At 52.9% G+C, this 16,632-nt stretch carries 16 protein-coding genes; 7 read left to right on the top strand and 9 right to left on the bottom strand.

All coding sequences use genetic code 11. The features are described 5' to 3' along the window. Positions 1-343: 343 nt before the first annotated feature. From glpA to glpC, 3 genes are read left to right on the top strand one after another with little or no spacing between them, the layout of a single operon-like run. The gene (glpA, locus tag DRI82_RS16040; protein WP_114194974.1) at positions 344-1,999 is read left to right on the top strand and encodes an anaerobic glycerol-3-phosphate dehydrogenase subunit A; all 1,656 of its coding nucleotides are present in this window, start codon (positions 344-346) and stop codon (positions 1,997-1,999) included. Continuing rightward, entirely contained in the window at positions 1,989-3,260 is a 1,272-nt protein-coding gene (glpB, locus tag DRI82_RS16035; protein WP_114194917.1) for a glycerol-3-phosphate dehydrogenase subunit GlpB, read from the top strand. Before glpA ends, glpB begins: the two co-directional genes overlap by 11 nt. Continuing rightward, a complete protein-coding gene (gene glpC, locus DRI82_RS16030; protein WP_114194916.1) occupies positions 3,257-4,456 on the top strand; it encodes an anaerobic glycerol-3-phosphate dehydrogenase subunit GlpC in 1,200 nt (399 codons plus the stop codon). Before glpB ends, glpC begins: the two co-directional genes overlap by 4 nt. 41 nt (positions 4,457-4,497) lie before the next feature. Here glpC and DRI82_RS16025 read toward each other — a convergent pair whose 3' ends face one another. Both DRI82_RS16025 and DRI82_RS16020 read right to left on the bottom strand, forming a co-directional pair. Then, the gene (locus DRI82_RS16025; protein ID WP_114194915.1) at positions 4,498-5,058 is read right to left on the bottom strand and encodes a DcrB family lipoprotein; all 561 of its coding nucleotides are present in this window, start codon (positions 5,056-5,058) and stop codon (positions 4,498-4,500) included. Positions 5,059-5,124: 66 nt separating this feature from the next. Continuing rightward, on the bottom strand, positions 5,125-5,790 hold the full coding sequence (locus tag DRI82_RS16020) for a 7-cyano-7-deazaguanine/7-aminomethyl-7-deazaguanine transporter (protein ID WP_114194914.1): 666 nt from the start codon (positions 5,788-5,790) through the stop codon (positions 5,125-5,127). Between the two features lie 291 nt (positions 5,791-6,081). Here DRI82_RS16020 and tusA point away from each other — a divergent pair, with 291 nt between their 5' ends. Then, on the top strand, positions 6,082-6,327 hold the full coding sequence (gene tusA / locus DRI82_RS16015) for a sulfurtransferase TusA (RefSeq protein ID WP_114194913.1): 246 nt from the start codon (positions 6,082-6,084) through the stop codon (positions 6,325-6,327). 12 nt (positions 6,328-6,339) lie between these two features. On the opposite strand, the gene DRI82_RS16010 is transcribed toward tusA, so the two are convergent. The 5 genes from DRI82_RS16010 to DRI82_RS15990 form a co-directional block, all read right to left on the bottom strand. Then, on the bottom strand, positions 6,340-7,467 hold the full coding sequence (locus DRI82_RS16010; protein WP_114194973.1) for a DUF4056 domain-containing protein: 1,128 nt from the start codon (positions 7,465-7,467) through the stop codon (positions 6,340-6,342). Beyond that, on the bottom strand, positions 7,467-8,585 hold the full coding sequence (locus DRI82_RS16005; RefSeq protein ID WP_411705345.1) for a BamA/TamA family outer membrane protein: 1,119 nt from the start codon (positions 8,583-8,585) through the stop codon (positions 7,467-7,469). Before DRI82_RS16005 ends, DRI82_RS16010 begins: the two co-directional genes overlap by 1 nt. Then, complete coding sequence (locus DRI82_RS16000; RefSeq protein ID WP_425452664.1) at positions 8,585-9,697, bottom strand: hypothetical protein; 1,113 nt, start codon at positions 9,695-9,697, stop codon at positions 8,585-8,587. Before DRI82_RS16000 ends, DRI82_RS16005 begins: the two co-directional genes overlap by 1 nt. Positions 9,698-9,868: 171 nt before the next feature. Further along, a complete protein-coding gene (locus DRI82_RS15995) occupies positions 9,869-12,202 on the bottom strand; it encodes a zinc/cadmium/mercury/lead-transporting ATPase (RefSeq protein ID WP_114194912.1) in 2,334 nt (777 codons plus the stop codon). A gap of 152 nt (positions 12,203-12,354) precedes the next feature. After that, positions 12,355-12,981: a lysoplasmalogenase gene (locus tag DRI82_RS15990; RefSeq protein WP_114194911.1), complete on the bottom strand. Its 627-nt coding sequence runs from the start codon at positions 12,979-12,981 to the stop codon at positions 12,355-12,357. 276 nt (positions 12,982-13,257) lie between these two features. Here DRI82_RS15990 and DRI82_RS15985 point away from each other — a divergent pair, with 276 nt between their 5' ends. Next, a complete protein-coding gene (locus DRI82_RS15985; RefSeq protein WP_114194970.1) occupies positions 13,258-13,578 on the top strand; it encodes a DUF1820 family protein in 321 nt (106 codons plus the stop codon). Positions 13,579-13,594: 16 nt separating this feature from the next. Further along, positions 13,595-13,951 (top strand): DUF2500 domain-containing protein, encoded by a 357-nt coding sequence (locus tag DRI82_RS15980; RefSeq protein ID WP_114194910.1) that lies wholly within the window; start codon positions 13,595-13,597, stop codon positions 13,949-13,951. A 36-nt stretch (positions 13,952-13,987) separates the two neighbouring features. On the opposite strand, the gene DRI82_RS15975 is transcribed toward DRI82_RS15980, so the two are convergent. Both DRI82_RS15975 and rsmD read right to left on the bottom strand, forming a co-directional pair. Then, positions 13,988-14,263 carry a DUF1145 family protein gene (locus DRI82_RS15975; RefSeq protein WP_114194909.1) on the bottom strand — a complete coding sequence of 92 codons (276 nt, stop codon included), beginning with the start codon at positions 14,261-14,263 and terminating at the stop codon, positions 13,988-13,990. Further along, positions 14,253-14,870 carry a 16S rRNA (guanine(966)-N(2))-methyltransferase gene (gene rsmD, locus DRI82_RS15970; RefSeq protein ID WP_114194908.1) on the bottom strand — a complete coding sequence of 206 codons (618 nt, stop codon included), beginning with the start codon at positions 14,868-14,870 and terminating at the stop codon, positions 14,253-14,255. Before rsmD ends, DRI82_RS15975 begins: the two co-directional genes overlap by 11 nt. Before the next feature lie 231 nt (positions 14,871-15,101). Between rsmD and ftsY the strand changes: the two genes are divergently transcribed. Continuing rightward, on the top strand, positions 15,102-16,628 hold the full coding sequence (ftsY, locus tag DRI82_RS15965; RefSeq protein WP_114194907.1) for a signal recognition particle-docking protein FtsY: 1,527 nt from the start codon (positions 15,102-15,104) through the stop codon (positions 16,626-16,628). Positions 16,629-16,632: the final 4 nt, after the last annotated feature.

The raw sequence follows: 16,632 nt of genomic DNA, 5'->3' as shown, positions 1-16,632 counted from the left end.
TGTTCAGTGTTAACCCGGGTTGCAAATGTGCAGACAAGGTAAAGTGACTTTCTTTGATGTTCCTTAGCGAGCGTAATGCTAGAGAATAACTTTCGGACGAACTGTGAGTAAGAACGCAATTGTTACAGTTTCACGAATCCGGAGACGCATTTTGCGGCATTGGTTAACAAAACGGAATATTTACCCGTCTTCTATCTATGATGACGGTCACAATTATGGATTTTAACTCTCATTTTATCTTCGTTTGTTGCTCGTTTTTGCTCCTTATCAAACATAAACCCTACGTTTTATGTCTAAATAGGATGTAGATTGCGATGGACGACTAAATATGGCGGGGGCCGAAATGACGAATAATGCCTTTTGCACCGAAACGGATGTGATTGTGATTGGCGGTGGGGCAACCGGGGCGGGTATTGCGCGTGACTGCTCGCGTCGGGGATTACGCTGTACGCTGGTGGAGCGTTATGACATCGCCACGGGAGCGACCGGGCGTAATCATGGATTATTGCACAGCGGTGCACGCTACTGCGTAACGGACAGTGAATCGGCCAAAGAGTGTATTGAGGAAAACCGCATTCTCAAGCGCATTGCCCGGCATTGCATTGAGCCTACGGATGGCCTGTTTATCACGTTGCCCGAGGACTCCCTCGACTTTCAGGATGGTTTTATCGCTGCCTGTCGGCAGGCCGGTATCGAGGCTGAAAAAATAGACCCACAGTATGCCCTGCGTCTTGAACCTGCGGTAAATCCGGCGCTGACGGGGGCGGTGAGAGTTCCTGATGGCACGGTAGATCCTTTCCGTTTGACCGCCGCCAATATGCTGGATGCCAGCGAGCGCGGTGCCACTATACTGACTTATCATGAAGTCATCGGTTTGATCCGTCAGGGGGATCGTGTTACTGGTGTGAGCGTTTTCGACCATAAGAGCAAAGAGTCTCGTCAGATTCACGCACAAATAGTGGTTAATGCCGCCGGTATCTGGGGCCAGCATATTGCAGAATATGCCGATCTCCGCGTGAGAATGTTTCCTGCAAAAGGCGCGCTGCTCATCCTCGGGCACCGCATCAACAACATGGTGATCAACCGCTGCCGCAAGCCCGCGGATGCCGATATTCTGGTTCCGGGAGATACCATTTCGCTGATAGGGACTACCTCGACCCATATCGAATATGACCGTATTGATGACATGACCGTTACGCCGCAGGAGGTCGAGATACTGATCCGTGAAGGCAGCAAATTGTCCCCGCGTCTGGCAGAAACCCGGATTCTGCGTGCCTATGCGGGTGTACGGCCATTAGTCGCCAGTGACGACGACCCAAGCGGGCGTAATGTCAGCCGGGGAATTGTGCTGCTGGATCATGCCAAGCGCGATGGAATGGAGGGTTTCATTACTATCACCGGCGGCAAGTTGATGACATATCGCCTGATGGCCGAATGGGCGACCGATATGATCTGCCGCAAAATAGGTGTGTCGGCAAGCTGTACGACGGCGCAAGAACCCCTGCCGGGCTCCCACCAAACGGCGGAGCAGGCACTGAGTAAAGTCATTTCACTGCCAGCAACCCTGCGCGGTTCTGCGGTTTACCGCCACGGCGATCGCGCCAGTCAATTGTTGACCCAACAACGCCTGGATAACAGTCTGGTGTGTGAATGTGAGGCCGTGACGGCGGGAGAAGTGCGTTACGCTGTGGATGCGCTCGAAGTCAATAATCTGCTCGATTTACGCCGCCGAACCCGTGTAGGTATGGGAACTTGTCAGGGTGAGCTTTGCGCCTGTCGCGCGGCAGGGCTTTTGAACCGTTTTCGCGTCACCACGCCGCAGCAATCACTGGATCAACTCTCCAAGTTCCTCAATGAACGCTGGAAAGGCGTCCGCCCTATCGCCTGGGGAGATGCGCTGCGTGAAAGCGAATTTACCGGTTGGATCTATCAAGGGTTATGCGGATTGGATGCAGAGGATGACAGCAATCGGGCACAGGAGGCTGAAAATGCAATTTGATACGGTCTTAATCGGCGGAGGATTGGCTGGACTGGCCTGCGGCATCCGATTGGCAGAGAGAGGGCAACGTTGCGCGATTGTCAGTGCCGGGCAAAGTGCCCTGCACTTTTCTTCTGGCTCTCTGGATTTGCTCGGTAAATTACCGGATGGCACGGTGGTTAATCACCCTTTACAGGCGCTGGGGGCATTGGCGCAGCAGGCACCGGATCATCCCTACAGCGTGATGGGGAGTGCAGCGGTTACCCAACTGGCCAGTGAATCTGAACAACTGATGCAGCGTTGCGATGTTCCTCTTTTTGGCCACAGTGAAGAAAACCATCTGCGGCTCACTCCTCTGGGAATGCGTCGTTCAACCTGGCTGAGCCCACTTGATGTTCCTGTAACGTCATTGCAAGGGCCGATTCCATGGGAACAGGTCGCGGTGATTGGTATTGAAGGTTTTCTCGACTTTCACCCGCAATTAGTCGCCGGTTCGTTACAAAAGGCCGGTGTGACGGCGTCTTCGCATTCATTGATGCTGCCAGCGTTGGATCGTCTGCGCACCAATCCCAGTGAGTTCCGCGCGGTCAATATCGCGCGCGTGCTGGATCTCCCTGCTCATCGTGAAGCGCTGATTGAAGAGCTGAAACGGCTGTCTGTAGGTGCCCAGACTATCATCCTGCCCGCTTGCCTGGGGTTGGATAGCAGTCAAACGCTGGACGATTTGCGTAAGCAGATACCCGCCTCCATTTTTTTATTGCCGACCCTGCCTCCTTCATTGCTGGGCATGCGTCTGTATCAGCAATTGCGTCGCCGCTTTCAACAATTGGGCGGGATGTTCATGCCGGGTGACAAGGCGTTGCGGGCCGCAATTGAAAATCATCGGGTTACCCATCTTTATAGCCACAACCACGGTGATATTCCTTTGGTGGCGAAGAATTATGTTCTCGCCAGCGGCAGCTTTTTCAGTAATGGATTGATTGCCCGTTTCGATCAGATTATCGAACCGGTGTTCGGTCTGGATATTGATGCACCCTCACATCATGCGCAATGGACGGCACCTGAATTATTTGCTCCGCAACCCTACCTGAAATTCGGTGTGAAAACCGATCGTCACCTGCGGGCGATCCGCGAGGGAAATCCTCTGGAGAATCTCTACGCCATCGGTGCCGTACTGGGCGGTTATGACCCATTGCGAGAAGGCTGTGGCGCAGGGGTGTCTTTGGTGAGCGCACTGTTTGCCGCCCAGCAAATTGCTGGCTTTACGGAGGCCGCAGCATGAGCACACGCAGCGATAACAGCTTCGAGAAATGCATTAAATGTACGGTGTGTACCACCTACTGCCCGGTAGCGAAAGTGAACCCGCTCTATCCCGGACCCAAACAGGCGGGGCCAGATGGTGAAAGACTGCGCTTGAAAGATCCGGCGCTCTACGATGATGCCTTGAAATACTGTACCAACTGTAAGCGCTGCGAAGTGGCCTGTCCTTCCGGCGTAAATATTGGCGACATCATTCAGCGGGCAAAAGCAGATTACGGTAAGCATAAGCCGAAATTGCGCGATGCACTTCTCAGTCATACAGATCTGATGGGAACGCTATCGACGCCATTTGCGCCAATCGTCAATGCCGCGACAGGTCTGAAACCAGTACGCAAATTGCTGGATATTGCGCTCAAAATTGATCATCGTCGCGAATTGCCGCGTTATTCGCCCGGTACCTTCCGGCGCTGGTATAAGCAACATGCGGCGGAGCAGTCAAATTTCCCGCAGCAGGTCGCTTTTTTCCACGGCTGTTTCGTGAACTATAACCATCCGCAGCTTGGGAAAGACCTGATTAGCGTGATGAATGCGATGGATATCGGCGTGCAACTGCTGAAAGGCGAGAAATGCTGCGGCGTGCCGCTGATCGCCAACGGTTTTATCGACAAAGCCAAGAAGCAGGCACGGGTGAATGCGGGTGCCCTGGAAGAGGCGGTGATTGATCGCGGCATCCCTGTGGTCGCCACCTCGTCGAGTTGTACTTTTACCCTGCGCGATGAATATCCGCATCTGTTGGGTGTGGATACTTCCGCAGTGCGCGATCGCGTTGAATTGGCGACCCGCTATATCTACCGTTTGCTTAGCGAAGGAAAAAACCTGCCGCTCAAATCTTTACCGTTGCGTATCGCTTATCACACGCCATGCCATATGGAAAAAATGGGCTGGACGGCGTATACGCTGGCGCTATTGCAGCGGATTCCAGGGATAGAGTTGGTGGTTTTGGAGTCGCAGTGTTGCGGGATTGCGGGGACGTACGGTTTCAAATCTGAAAACTATCAGACGTCACAGGCTATTGGTGCCTCATTGTTTGAGCAGATCGAAGCGAGTGGGGTGGATTTGGTTGTGACAGACTGTGAAACCTGCAAATGGCAGATTGAGATGTCGACCAGTAAAAAATGCGAGCACCCGATTACCCTGTTGGCGCAGGCGCTGGCATAGAAATAACGTAAAAAGGGCGGGATTTTCCCGCCCTCAGGCAGTTACTGAATTTTCAGCGTACTGATGATGCTTTCAGCTTCTGATTGCGCCTGTTGCTGATTATCGGCTGGCAGCGTGATTTGCAGCGTCAGCAGATGGCTATCAACGTTACCCATCACCACGGAGGAATAGGCTTTCTGTCCGCCGGTGGAGATAATGCTGTCCAACTGTTGCAGTTTCTTGCCGTCCACTTCAATAGCTTTATTGGTCACCACTTGCAGATTGGTATCGCGGGCGCGCTGTTGATCTTCCAGCCGCTGCGTCAGGACACTGAGTTCTTCCGTGGTGTTATCACCAAGGATCACGATCACCGCTTTCTGCCCACTCTCATCGGCATAAACGTGCATGTTATTGGCCTGATTACCCAATTTCCCGCTCTGATCGGTCATGCTACCGGGCAACGTAAAGCTGACTTTACCGTCCAGTAATTTCACTTGCTGCCCGACGGCGGTACTGGCAGGAGCACTGTCTGTTGCCGGAGTTTTATCATCGTTGTTGCCGTCACAGGCGGCCAGACCGGTCACCAGCAGACCAATCCCGATGAATTTTGCTAGTTTGCGCATTGGGCTTCCTTATATATGACTTAACCTTGCTATCGCACCCTATTCAGCAATGAAAAGCAAGTCAGATTAACTCAACTGAAAACGCGTCTCTTCGCCCACGCGAGTCAGGCGTTTGAGTAATACGTTCAGTAATACACCGTACATTGGCAGGAAGAAAACAAGGCAGATCAGCAGCTTGAAACTGTAGTCCACCAAGGCTATCTCCACCCAGTGTTGCGCCATAAACGCGTCGCTACTGCGATAGAACGCGATAAAGAAGAACGAGAGCGTGTCACTGATATTGCCAAAAAACATGGAAGCCGTCGGCGCTACCCACCAGCGGCTACGCTGACGCAGGCGGTTAAAGACATGAACATCCAGAATTTGCCCCAAGGCATACGCCATAAAGCTGGCTATCGCAATTCGCGCCACCACCAGATTGAATTGGCTCAACGCGTCAAATCCCTGCCAGCCGCCCTGATAGAACACCACGGAAACGACATAGGAGATGAAGAGGGCGGGCACCATAACCGCAATAATAATGCGTCTTGCCAGCGGCGCACCGAAAATGCGTACGGTTAAATCCGTTGCCAAAAAGATAAACGGGAAGGTGAATGCCCCCCAGGTGGTGTGAAAGCCGAAGATCTCGATCGGCAGTTGCACCAGATAGTTACTGGAGGTAATGATGATGACATGGAATAGCGAAAGCCATACCAACGCGGTCATCCGCTGTCGGGGAGTAAAAGAGTACATATTGTGACCTTTTTGGTTATTGGGGTGAGGGAACCCAAACAAAATATTCGCGACGAATGCCCTTCAATGACTTTGGGTACATAATATCGTTGCGGCGCGCATCTTACCCGTTTGCGCAACCAATGCAATGGTTAATTTTAACGCAAACGTTCACGTAGCTTGCGCCAGAAATTCGCCGGGGTAAACTGTCGCTCTTCAGTTGCGATAAGAAGTTGCGATAAGAAGTTGCGATAAGAAAAATCTGTCGCGGTTGATTGAGTCCTATTTTGCTGACAGGTTGTGAGAACAGAGATGACAGATCCTTTTACTAATCCGGACAAAACGCTTGATGCATTGGGTTTGCGCTGCCCGGAACCGGTAATGATGGTGCGTAAAGCGGTGCGCCATATGGCACCCGGCCAGACTCTGCTGATCCTGGCTGACGATCCCGCCACCACGCGCGATATTCCTGGTTTCTGCCGCTATATGGAACATCAGCTTATTGCGGCTGAAACAGAGCAATTGCCTTATCGCTATCTGTTGCGTAAAGGCTTGTAATTCTTCTTTATATTACCTCTTCTGTAGAATCTGCTGTGCATCGGCGCTACGTGCCTGCAGCGCCAGCATGGCGAAATCTGCTGCGGTAAAATACATTTTTGAAGGCGGCAATGTCCCCCGGTCGCTGCCCGGCCACAGTTGCAACGCAGCCAGTGCGCTAAGCGGATAGCTGTCGATATTATCAGGCAACCCAAGACGTTGCGGCGGTAAAGTTTCATCCGGTACCGGCGTCGGCAAGCGATCGTCTGACGTATCGTAATTGCGCTTGAGTACCAGGAACTTCTCCGGCACGCGCTTATGGCTGTCCCACCAGTTTCCATCCAGCAGGTCAAACTGCACGCGGGTTTCTGTCACACTCACCGCATCAAGTTGGGCGAGTGCTGTGGGCAAAAGATCGGTCATTGCCTGATTGAATTCACTGACGGATTGGGCGTGGCCGGTCAGGATAGTTTGAATCGCCAGATGTGCCCCGAGCAAATTGGAGTAGAGATCTTCCGGTGAAAATGCGGAAACTCCCTCTGAAAATCCGGGTACCGACTGAAATCCATACCATTGCGCAATCTCATGCCAGGCTGCCAGTTGGAAGGCCAGTTTCCCTGCCAGATACGTTGCCAGCGCGTAACGTTCTGCCGGATCGGCGGGCGCGGTAAACTCGGTAAACTGAATACGCCTTAGCGCCAGTTCCGGCTGCAAATCGATACGCCAGCGTTGACCAAGCTGTGGCAGTATCTGACTGAACAGATAAAAGGTGTTATCGGCGGTATCGCGGACGTGCGCCAGATCGATAAAGCCACCGCGTCGGGTATATATCAACCCGACTTTCTCACTGTTGATGCCCAGTAGATTGGTCACCGCACCCAGATTGCTGTCGTTGTAATGATGTTCGCCAAGGTGCTGAGTATCGATGACATTGCCCAGTTGATAGAAGGGCACGGGTACGCCAAGCGCTTCAGCCTTCAGGTTGTAACCGAAGGCGCAGCATGGTCGCAGCCCTTCGGGGGGATTTAGCGGCTGGGTCACAGGCCACGCCTGATTTGTTGGGTTCGCTGGCCACAGGGCGGCGTCTGTCTGTGGAGCCGAAGGGCTGGCGTGTACGCAGAAAAGCGTCAGCAGCAGGCCAGTGAAAACGAAAGATCGTATCAAAACGCTTCTCCTACCTGAAAATAGAATCCAGCGCTTTCACGCCCAATACCTAAATCCAATCTCACATTCATATGGGGTTTAAATTCAAAACGATAGCCTACGCCGACGGTCGGCAGCCAGGGGCCACCCCCCAATTGGTCGGTGTGGGAACTCATCGTGCCTGCGCCAGCCCACAGGACATAGCCGTTTCGCCAGTCGAGCTTGCGGCGATACTCCACTTGCGCGCTGAACGTATTACGATCGCGATACCGCCCTTCATAGTAACCACGCATATGCTTATCGTCGCCGAGTTGCGATAGGCGATCCCAGGGCACATCCCCTTGCGTCAGCCGACTGTAGACATCAACGGCCAGCACGCTGCGTTCACTTAAACGCTGATAGCGGCCATACTGCGCCTCCAGCGAGGTATAGTGGCTGTTACTGCCTAGCTGCGGCGCATACTGGGTCAAGATCACCGACGCCACCTGACCGCGGGTAGCGTTAGACACATTATCTCGACTGTCGTAATTCAGCCCGATGCTGGAACCGGAACTGAACACTGACTCGCCAGCTGCTTCTTCACTGAACAAGTTGCCCTGCGGGTCTTTCGCATGGCTGGATGAGATATCCCATCCCAGGCTGAAATAGGTGTCAGGCGCGATGCGATACAATAGCCGGGGGGTCAGGGAAAGTGACTGCAAGGTATATTTTTCTTTATTGCCATCGTTTTTCCCGGCCTGATAACCGGTACCCCAGTAGTAGGTCGGCATATCGCTGATCGCACCACTGATAAAAAAACGCCAACTGTCGTTAGCAAAAAAACTATAATTTTCAAAGCTCATGCCAAAAGCGCCCGTTGAACTGGCAAAGCCTTTCAAGGCCAACGTAGAGTTTTGGCTGGTTGAATCCTCTGCGTCAGGGCGGTACATACCAACGGCAGCCATACCCATACCCAGACCTAGCTCCGGGGTAAAAAACGGCCCCGGTAAAATACCCCAATCAATGCTTTTGCTGCGATCAAACTGGTTATCGGCCCCCAATGAGGCAAGCATGCCATCAACCTGCTGTCGGCTGGGCAAGGCTCCGGCAGCGCTCAATGAGGTCACGAGCAGCAAAGCGCATATCAGCGCTTTGATCAAAAGCGATACTCACCTGAAATAAAGAAGCTGTTTCGTTCGCTGAAACCGACTTCGGCCAGAATATTGAAGTTTTTGCTTACCTCATATTGCGTACCAATCAAGACATTCCAGGGTGATTTAAGATGCTGTTTAACATCAAATTTCCCTTGATCATCCTGATTGACCAGATTGATGAGGTTCACCAGTTCTGTCGGCATTTGCAAATCAGAGAGGTTACCGCGAAACTCTTGCTGGACGTCCTGATACATGGTGCCGACCCACAGACTGAGATGTCCGGGTGCCAGATGAAGCGTCTCATTGCCTGGCGTGTCAAAACGGTACCCGACCCGGGGCGTGACGGTTAATGCGGAGATTTTACCGTCGAGAATGTCAAAATTGGTGCGCGTGTAGTTGGTATCCACAGCGGTAAACCAGTTCTTGTAGCCACCCGCCAGAGTAAAACCTGCGCCATAGGTCATACCTTTGAAGTCGAGTTGGAAGTCAATATTCTGCAATTTACCGCTTTGATTCATGGCATGAACGGCGGACGCAATCGCCGTATCCAGGTGGCATCCGGCTTTCTTGCCTTTACGCGGACAGGTATATTTGGCGGGATCGGCATCCACGGAAACCTGGGAAACCGAACTGCCGTCAGTGTATCCGACCACGCCATAGACGTTCAGGAAAGGAAACAGCCAGGTATCCAGTCGCAGTGTCTCTGTTTCGCTTTTCTCGCGGGTGTTGCCCACGGCGATATTAAACATATCGCCTGGAATGGCGTGTGCACCACCCGAGGGCAATGGCAGCGACAAACCGGAAAAACTGATGCTATCGACATCAATATTTTGCCGCATATTCATGTAGCTCATGCCAACGCCAAAAGGCAATGGCAGATCATAACCTTTCGCCCGAGCGGCATCGCCCCAGATCGGCAGCACATGGTGTTCTGCCACAGTCGATTGGGGGGTGACAGCAGCCGGATCGGCGAGCGATTCCTGCTGGCTGAACATTGGGCGATCGGCTTGAGCGATCAGTTGATCGGTATTTGCTGCCTTGTCATCGGCATATGCACTGTGAACCAATAAGCCAAGGGGAAAAACCAGATAGCAGGCACAGGGTAGTCGCTTCATTATGAGAACCGCGGGTCACAGGTTTACGGCCAGAGGTATTCTGGCGGAAAGGGTGGCATAGATGAATTAAGCGGCAGGAATGTAGCGGAAAATAAGAGGGGAGGCATAACATTTAGTGCTCTATTTAGCCCCCTTATCGGAGGCTAAATAGTTATATAATAAACTGATTTATCAACGCCTTTTCTTTAATAACCTCAAGGCGTTAGCTGTGACCAGCGCTGTTGCGCCCGAATCGGCCAACACGGCGATCCACAGGCCAGTCAGACCCATCAGCGTTGTCACCAGAAAGATAGCTTTCAAACCCAGCGCCAATGTTATGTTCTGGCGAATATTTGCCCGCGTAGCGCGCGACAAACGGATCATATCTGCCAGGCCCATCAGGCGGTTATGAGTCAGTGCGGCATCGGCGGTTTCGAGTGCCACATCGGTACCGCCACCCATGGCGATGCCGATCAAAGAGGCTTTCATCGCTGGCGCATCATTAATCCCGTCGCCCACCATGGCAGTCGCCTGACGTTGGTTTAACTCCGTGACCGCCTGAACCTTATCGGCAGGAAGCAAACTGGCACGGAAATCGATGCCGAGCTGGCCAGCGATGGCGGCGGCGGCCCGTGGGTTGTCCCCCGTAAGCATTACGGCATCAACACCCAAAGACTTCAATTCATGCAGCGCCGCAACAGCATCGGATCGCAGCGTATCGCGTAGTGCCAGCAAGCCAATGACCTGCTGATCCTCCGTCACAACAACGACCGTATTGCCCGCCTGCTCCAGCACCGTAATGCGATCGTGCGTTGGTGAGCTGATCTCTCCCGCAGGCAAACGATCCGGTGCGGATATTGCGATCGTCTTCCCGTCGAGTACGCCTTCAACACCCACGCCTGACAATGCGCGACGTTGCCCGGCCTCCTCAATGGTTACTTGCTGCTGGCGGCTGTAATTAACAATAGCGACAGCCAGCGGGTGGTGCGAACCGATCTCTATGGCGGCTGCCATGCGTAACAAATAGTCTTGCGTGATCCCCGGCGCGGTGACCACTTCCGTTACCTGTGGCTTGCCTTCGGTCAGTGTCCCGGTTTTATCCAGCGCCAACATTTTCACTAACCCGAGCTGCTCAAGTGCGGCTCCGCCCTTGATCAGCGCACCCTGACGGGCGGCAGCGGCCAGGCCGGAAGTAATGGCCGCGGGGGTAGAAATAACCAGCGCACACGGGCACCCAATCAATAGCAGCGTTAAACCACGATAAATCCAGGGTTCCCAGGCCTGACCCATAACCAGCGGGGGAATAATAATGACCAGCACCGCCAGCAGCATAATTGCCGGGGTGTAATAACGGCTAAAGCGATCGAGGAAACGCTCAATGGGCGCGCGGCGCTCGTCAGCCAGTTCGATTAATTTGAGAATGCGGTCGATAGCGCTGTCACCGGGTTGCGAAACCACTTTCAGGCGGGCAACGCGATCCACACACAGGCTGCCTGCAGGTACTTTTTCGCCAGGCTGCCGCTCAACGGGGATCGATTCCCCTGTCAGCGCACTTTCATCAAAACTGGCGGCAGAGACCTGCAATTCACCGTCAACCGGTAAACGGGCACCTGCGGCGACTTCAATAATGTCATTTGGCCGTAGAAGGTTGACCGCCACCGGGCGAGCCTGACCATTGACAATCAGCGAGGCTTCTTCGGGAACCAGCGCCATCAGTGCCTTGACCCCGCTACGTGCCCGGTTGGCCGCATAGGATTCAAGCTGCTCACCAATCATAAACAACAGCAGCACCATGGCAGCTTCTGCCGTTGCGCCAATGAATAGCGCACCTATGGCTGCGACGCTCATCAATGTTTCGATCGCAAAAGGCGTGCCGGATCGGATCAATTTAATCGCTGAGCGGGTGATAGGCCACAGGCCAACCAGCGTGGTTGCAATGAACGCAATATTGCCGGTGTATTCATCAAACGTGGAGATGACCCAACTGGCCGCCATCAACAGGGCGAGAAGGATAATCGGGACATAGCCACGTAAAATATTTTCTGGTTTTTTCTCGTTATTGGCGGCTGACTGCGGGCTAATCAATACAAAACCGGCAGAGGTCACCGCCTGTTGGACTTGCTGACGGACATCGCTGCTGGCATCAACAACCAATTTTTCTGTCGCGAACAATACCCGGGCCCGGGCAACGGTAGGAAGGGAGATAACAGCATTTTCTATTTTTTTCGCGCAGCTAGGACAATCCATGCCGCTGACTTGCCAACTGTATTGCTGGCTGCTGGGAGGGAGCGGGGGGCTTTGCCGGTCACTCTCATCGTCGGGACTGTCACCTTCATCACTACAGCAGTGATCTGCCCCGTGAGTATGCGCTGTGGATTGATTACTGCAGCATGAACTGCTTTCTTTAGACGACGCAGATTGGTTGCTGCACCCCTGCTGAGTCTTGGCGTGCTGGTGCGCGCAGCCACAGGCGCTGGTGGTATCGTGATGGTGGTCGTGGTGGTCGTGCTTGTGTGGCGTAGGCATAGCGCCCTCCTTTGGGTCACGGGTAGAATGTTGTCAAAGGTACTCTACACCTTGGAGTTGACTCCAGAGTCAAGGAGGGAAACGAACAGGCTGGAATGGGTGGGGCCGGTTTTTTGACCCCACCAAAACTTTTACTCTACTAAATATGGAGACTAGAGGTAGAGCGAACGGACAATCAGGAAATGCCCGCCAAAATAACAGGCGGCGATAATCGCATCCGCTGCGCGGAATTTTATCCGGTAACGTGAGAACAACCAGACAATATTTCCCAGCAACAACAGCACCGTGCCGGCCAGAATCGAGAAACTGAAATCGGTATTACGGGCGAAATATTGTTCGCCTGCAATCCATACCATAAGTAACGTCATGGCGAAATAGGTACAAATCGCCCAGCGCAGCTCCTCAAGCCGTGTCCAGACGGCAGCCAGCAGCAAAATACCGATAACAATCAGCGCCAACGGCAGCGGCCAGAAAAAGGTAATGGTCATCTGGCTGGCGAAACTGATGGTGTACAGCAAATGGGATAAGAAGAACGCCCCGATGGCATAAAGAACGCGTTCAGTTGGCAGCAGCAACAGCCCATCGGCAATCAGCGTCGCGAGCAGGCCCAAAACGATCAGATAGCCATAGACCGTCAGTACCGGTGCTTGCCAGGCCAACAATAAAAGAAGTAACAGAGTGACGGGCTTAAACACCCAACGTTGCCACCGCGGGCCACGATAACTGGCATCCACGAATAGCCAACCGGAAAAAAACACCGCAAGGAATGGCCAGCTCATTGTTTATCCTTATTAAAGTAAGTATTCGGCATGCATAAATGTTGGTTTGAAATCATGAACCTCATTTTTTTGCTCCCCTCTTCAGTGTAGGGGAAAGCGTCCATTCGCGACAATCAGAATACCGGACTATCGGTGGGACGTATGCACTGGCTGCGGGCGCATGGTATCTTATTACTGATTATTAACTCTCCCGTCAGGTTCCGTTACTGCGAGCCATACCGCAACACCATGCGGCAGACGTACCTGTTTAACCATGGATTGACACAAGGTGAGGCGATGAGCAACGAACAGTCTCTTTATCGTATTCAGTTTATGAATAACGGAAAAAATTATCAGCTATATGTGCGTGAAATTATTCAAAGCACGCTCTTTGGTTTTATTGAGATTGCGGATTTCGTGTTCGACAGCCAGTCGACCCTGCTGGTTGATCCCTCTACCGAAAAATTGAAAACGGAATTTGCAGGTGTGAATCGCAGCTTTATCCCCATGCATGCTGTAATCAGGGTGGACGCCGTGACAGAACGCGGCAGCGCACGGATCTCTGATCTTGGCGATAATGTCTCGCCGTTTCCTTACTTCCCCGGCAAAAAGCCCTGAGGGTTGAGAGTCAACAATGAACAAGCCTCCACTGATTTTTCTATTAATCGTGGTATTGATTGTGGTGCTGGCGACCCGGCAATATTTCGTCAAACGGCGAAAGGATGCGGCCAATAATGTTTCACCGGCGCGAACCCTGCAGGTGAAGGTCGCCAGCAAACGTGAATTCCCCACGTCCAATCGGCGTTCGCGGCAGCGTGAAGTGATCCCGGTGGAGGATATGCGCTATGAAGTTTATTTCCAGCCCCTTGCCGGTGGCAGTGAAATCAAGCTGCAACTGGCAAAGGATGATTATCACCGGATTGATAAGGGTGTGAAGGGCGCGTTGCGCTTGCAGGGCACGCGTTTTATCTCGTTTGTGCCCATGGCCTAGCGAGAGCATTGACCGGTGCTGGTCATCGGTCTATCACTACTTCTTCGGCAACGGGGGTTGTTTCTTCTGCCAAGCCAGTAATTCGAATACCCCAAACAGAAAAATCCGCACCTGCAACCAACCACTGATTTTAGGCTGATCCTTGCCTTGGGTGGATTTCAGCAGCACCAATTGCAGACCATGCATCAGCACCATGAAGATCATCGCCACATCCATGAAATATTTCAGGGGTTTTGGATAGGGGTGGATCAGGTTAAAAACCAGAAACGCCCAGATACCCAACATCAGAATCCGACCACAGTTAATCAACATTGTCCTGCTCCTGTTCTGCCTGTGCAGAAATGGCCGTGCGAATATAGAGACGATAAGCCACCTGACCGGCGACTTTTTCCCGATGCAATTGCCAGCGTTCCGGTACGTCGGTGACCGCGCTTTCCGCTTCGGTTTCAACGTAAATCCAGGCGTCATCGGCTAGCCAGCCATACTGTTCCAGCAGGCGCATTGACTCTTCCAACATGCCTTTACGAAAAGGTGGATCGAGGAAAACAACATTGTACGGCGTTCCGGCCTTTGCCAGCCAGTTAAGTGTATTGGTGGTGATGATTTCACCCTTGTTGGGCTGCAACAGCGCCAAGTTCTTCTGTAGCTGTTGGGCGACCGGGCGCTCAAACTCCAGCAGGGTTGCGCTGCCAGCATAGCGCGATAAGGCTTCGAGCCCCAGCGCTCCGCTTCCTGCAAAACAATCCAGACATCGCGCGCCCTGGATAATAGGAGCCAGCCAGTTGAACAGCGTCTCCCTGACCCGGTCAGTTGTCGGGCGCAGGCCGGGGCTGTGCGGTACAGGAAGTTTTCGTCCACGCCATTGACCGCCGATTATGCGGATTTGCCCGGCAGGCTGGGTTTGCGGTTTCTTTGCCATAGCTCGTTTCAGTTATCTGAGGCCTCAGGGGCTTCATTCAAAATCATTTTGGTGCGCTATTCTACCGGTGTGTGTGCTTTGGGCAAATGTTTCACGGTTGTTGATTGAATTGACTATCGAAACCCTGTTTGCATGCGTGTTGCTGGCAAACAGAAAGTGGTAGACTGCCGGGTTAATAACTTTTTCGTAATCCGTCCGCCATGAATCAACGGCGAGGAGTGAAGTCGCAAAATGGCAAAAGAGAAAAAACGTGGGTTTTTCTCCTGGTTAGGCCTTGGTCGCCAGGAAGAGAAGCAACAGCAGGAGGACGCCTCCGCACAGCCGTCACAGGATGAGAACGCCAAATCGGTTGTTGGAGATCAACTTCCTACGCAGGAGCCTGAACATTCACTGCAGGCCGAGATGCCTGGGGAATGGGATGCCAGCAACGAACAGATCGCGGAAATTGTCCCGCCAATCACTGATTCGCATGGGGCAGTAAGTGCCGATGAAGGCGTCACTGTCGCGCAACCGCAAGAACACTCCAAAACAAACGCTGACGTTACTGAAGTGACAACGGCGGTTCCAGAGTCGCAGTCTGCAGCCCTGGCAGAAGAGATTGTGGAACTGACGGAGAAAGTGGTTGAACAGCGCTCGGCCCCGCATTCACTGCTTGATGATGCGGAAATGGAATCCAACGCGTTGGCGCAGGAAATCGTCGGCCTGAGTAAGAACCTGAGCCAGCACGATGACGATGAAGAGCCTGAGTGGGAAGAAGAGCCCGAACAGCCCCACGTCGCACAGCTTATTGAGCCGGAACCTGTCACTGCGGCGCCGCAGGAACAGGAGCGTCCGTCAAAAGAGGGTTTCTTCGCACGACTGAAGCGCAGTTTGCTGAAAACCAAACAGAATTTGGGATCAGGCATTCTTGGTTTGTTCCGTGGCAAGAAAATAGATGATGAACTCTTTGAGGAACTGGAAGAACAGTTGCTTATCGCCGACGTCGGGGTGGAAACCACGCGTAAAATCATCAGTTCCCTGACGCTTCACGCCAGCCGCAAACAGTTGAAAGACGCGGAAGCGCTTTACGGCAAGCTGAAGGAAGAGATGTCCGAGATCCTGGCCAAGGTTGATCAGCCACTGGATGTCAGCGGCAAAAGTCCCTTTGTGATCTTGATGGTTGGCGTCAATGGTGTGGGTAAAACCACCACCATCGGTAAACTTGCGCGTCAGTTCGAAGCGCAGGGTAAATCAGTGATGCTGGCGGCGGGCGATACTTTTCGTGCGGCCGCGGTCGAACAGTTGCAGATATGGGGTCAGCGCAACAATATTCCGGTGATTGCCCAGCACACTGGCGCGGATTCCGCCTCGGTGATTTTCGATGCCATTCAGGCGGCGAAAGCGCGGGGTGCAGACGTATTGATCGCTGATACCGCGGGCCGTTTACAGAATAAAGCGCACTTGATGGAAGAGTTGAAGAAGATCGTCCGTGTAATGAAAAAACTGGACGAGGACGCCCCCCATGAGGTTATGCTGACGATTGACGCCAGCACCGGACAGAATGCTGTCAGCCAGGTCAGATTGTTTAAAGAAGCGATTGGCCTGACCGGAATTACGCTGACTAAACTGGATGGTACGGCAAAAGGTGGCGTGATTTTCTCTGTTGCCGATCAGTTCGGTATTCCTATCCGCTACATTGGTGTCGGAGAAGGTATCGACGATTTGCGGCCATTTAAAGCCGACGATTTTATTGAGGCACTTTTTGCCCGAGAGGATTAATACG

Origin of the sequence: Edaphovirga cremea, from assembly GCF_003332275.1 — a bacterium.
In the GTDB taxonomy this organism is placed as follows: Bacteria; Pseudomonadota; Gammaproteobacteria; order Enterobacterales; family Enterobacteriaceae; genus Edaphovirga; species Edaphovirga cremea.
Note: the sequence above shows the minus strand (reverse complement) of the source record. Positions and strands in the feature narration are given on the sequence as shown.

Coding starts and splice junctions, on each gene's coding strand:
- glpA (WP_114194974.1), top strand. CDS start 344: ATGACGAATAATGCCTTTTGCACCGAAACGGATGTGATTGTGATTGGC.
- glpB (WP_114194917.1), top strand. CDS start 1,989: ATGCAATTTGATACGGTCTTAATCGGCGGAGGATTGGCTGGACTGGCC.
- glpC (WP_114194916.1), top strand. CDS start 3,257: ATGAGCACACGCAGCGATAACAGCTTCGAGAAATGCATTAAATGTACG.
- DRI82_RS16025 (WP_114194915.1), bottom strand. CDS start 5,058: ATGCGCAAACTAGCAAAATTCATCGGGATTGGTCTGCTGGTGACCGGT.
- DRI82_RS16020 (WP_114194914.1), bottom strand. CDS start 5,790: ATGTACTCTTTTACTCCCCGACAGCGGATGACCGCGTTGGTATGGCTT.
- tusA (WP_114194913.1), top strand. CDS start 6,082: ATGACAGATCCTTTTACTAATCCGGACAAAACGCTTGATGCATTGGGT.
- DRI82_RS16000 (WP_425452664.1), bottom strand. CDS start 9,697: ATGAAGCGACTACCCTGTGCCTGCTATCTGGTTTTTCCCCTTGGCTTA.
- DRI82_RS15995 (WP_114194912.1), bottom strand. CDS start 12,202: ATGCCTACGCCACACAAGCACGACCACCACGACCACCATCACGATACC.
- DRI82_RS15990 (WP_114194911.1), bottom strand. CDS start 12,981: ATGAGCTGGCCATTCCTTGCGGTGTTTTTTTCCGGTTGGCTATTCGTG.
- DRI82_RS15985 (WP_114194970.1), top strand. CDS start 13,258: ATGAGCAACGAACAGTCTCTTTATCGTATTCAGTTTATGAATAACGGA.
- DRI82_RS15980 (WP_114194910.1), top strand. CDS start 13,595: ATGAACAAGCCTCCACTGATTTTTCTATTAATCGTGGTATTGATTGTG.
- DRI82_RS15975 (WP_114194909.1), bottom strand. CDS start 14,263: ATGTTGATTAACTGTGGTCGGATTCTGATGTTGGGTATCTGGGCGTTT.
- rsmD (WP_114194908.1), bottom strand. CDS start 14,870: ATGGCAAAGAAACCGCAAACCCAGCCTGCCGGGCAAATCCGCATAATC.
- ftsY (WP_114194907.1), top strand. CDS start 15,102: ATGGCAAAAGAGAAAAAACGTGGGTTTTTCTCCTGGTTAGGCCTTGGT.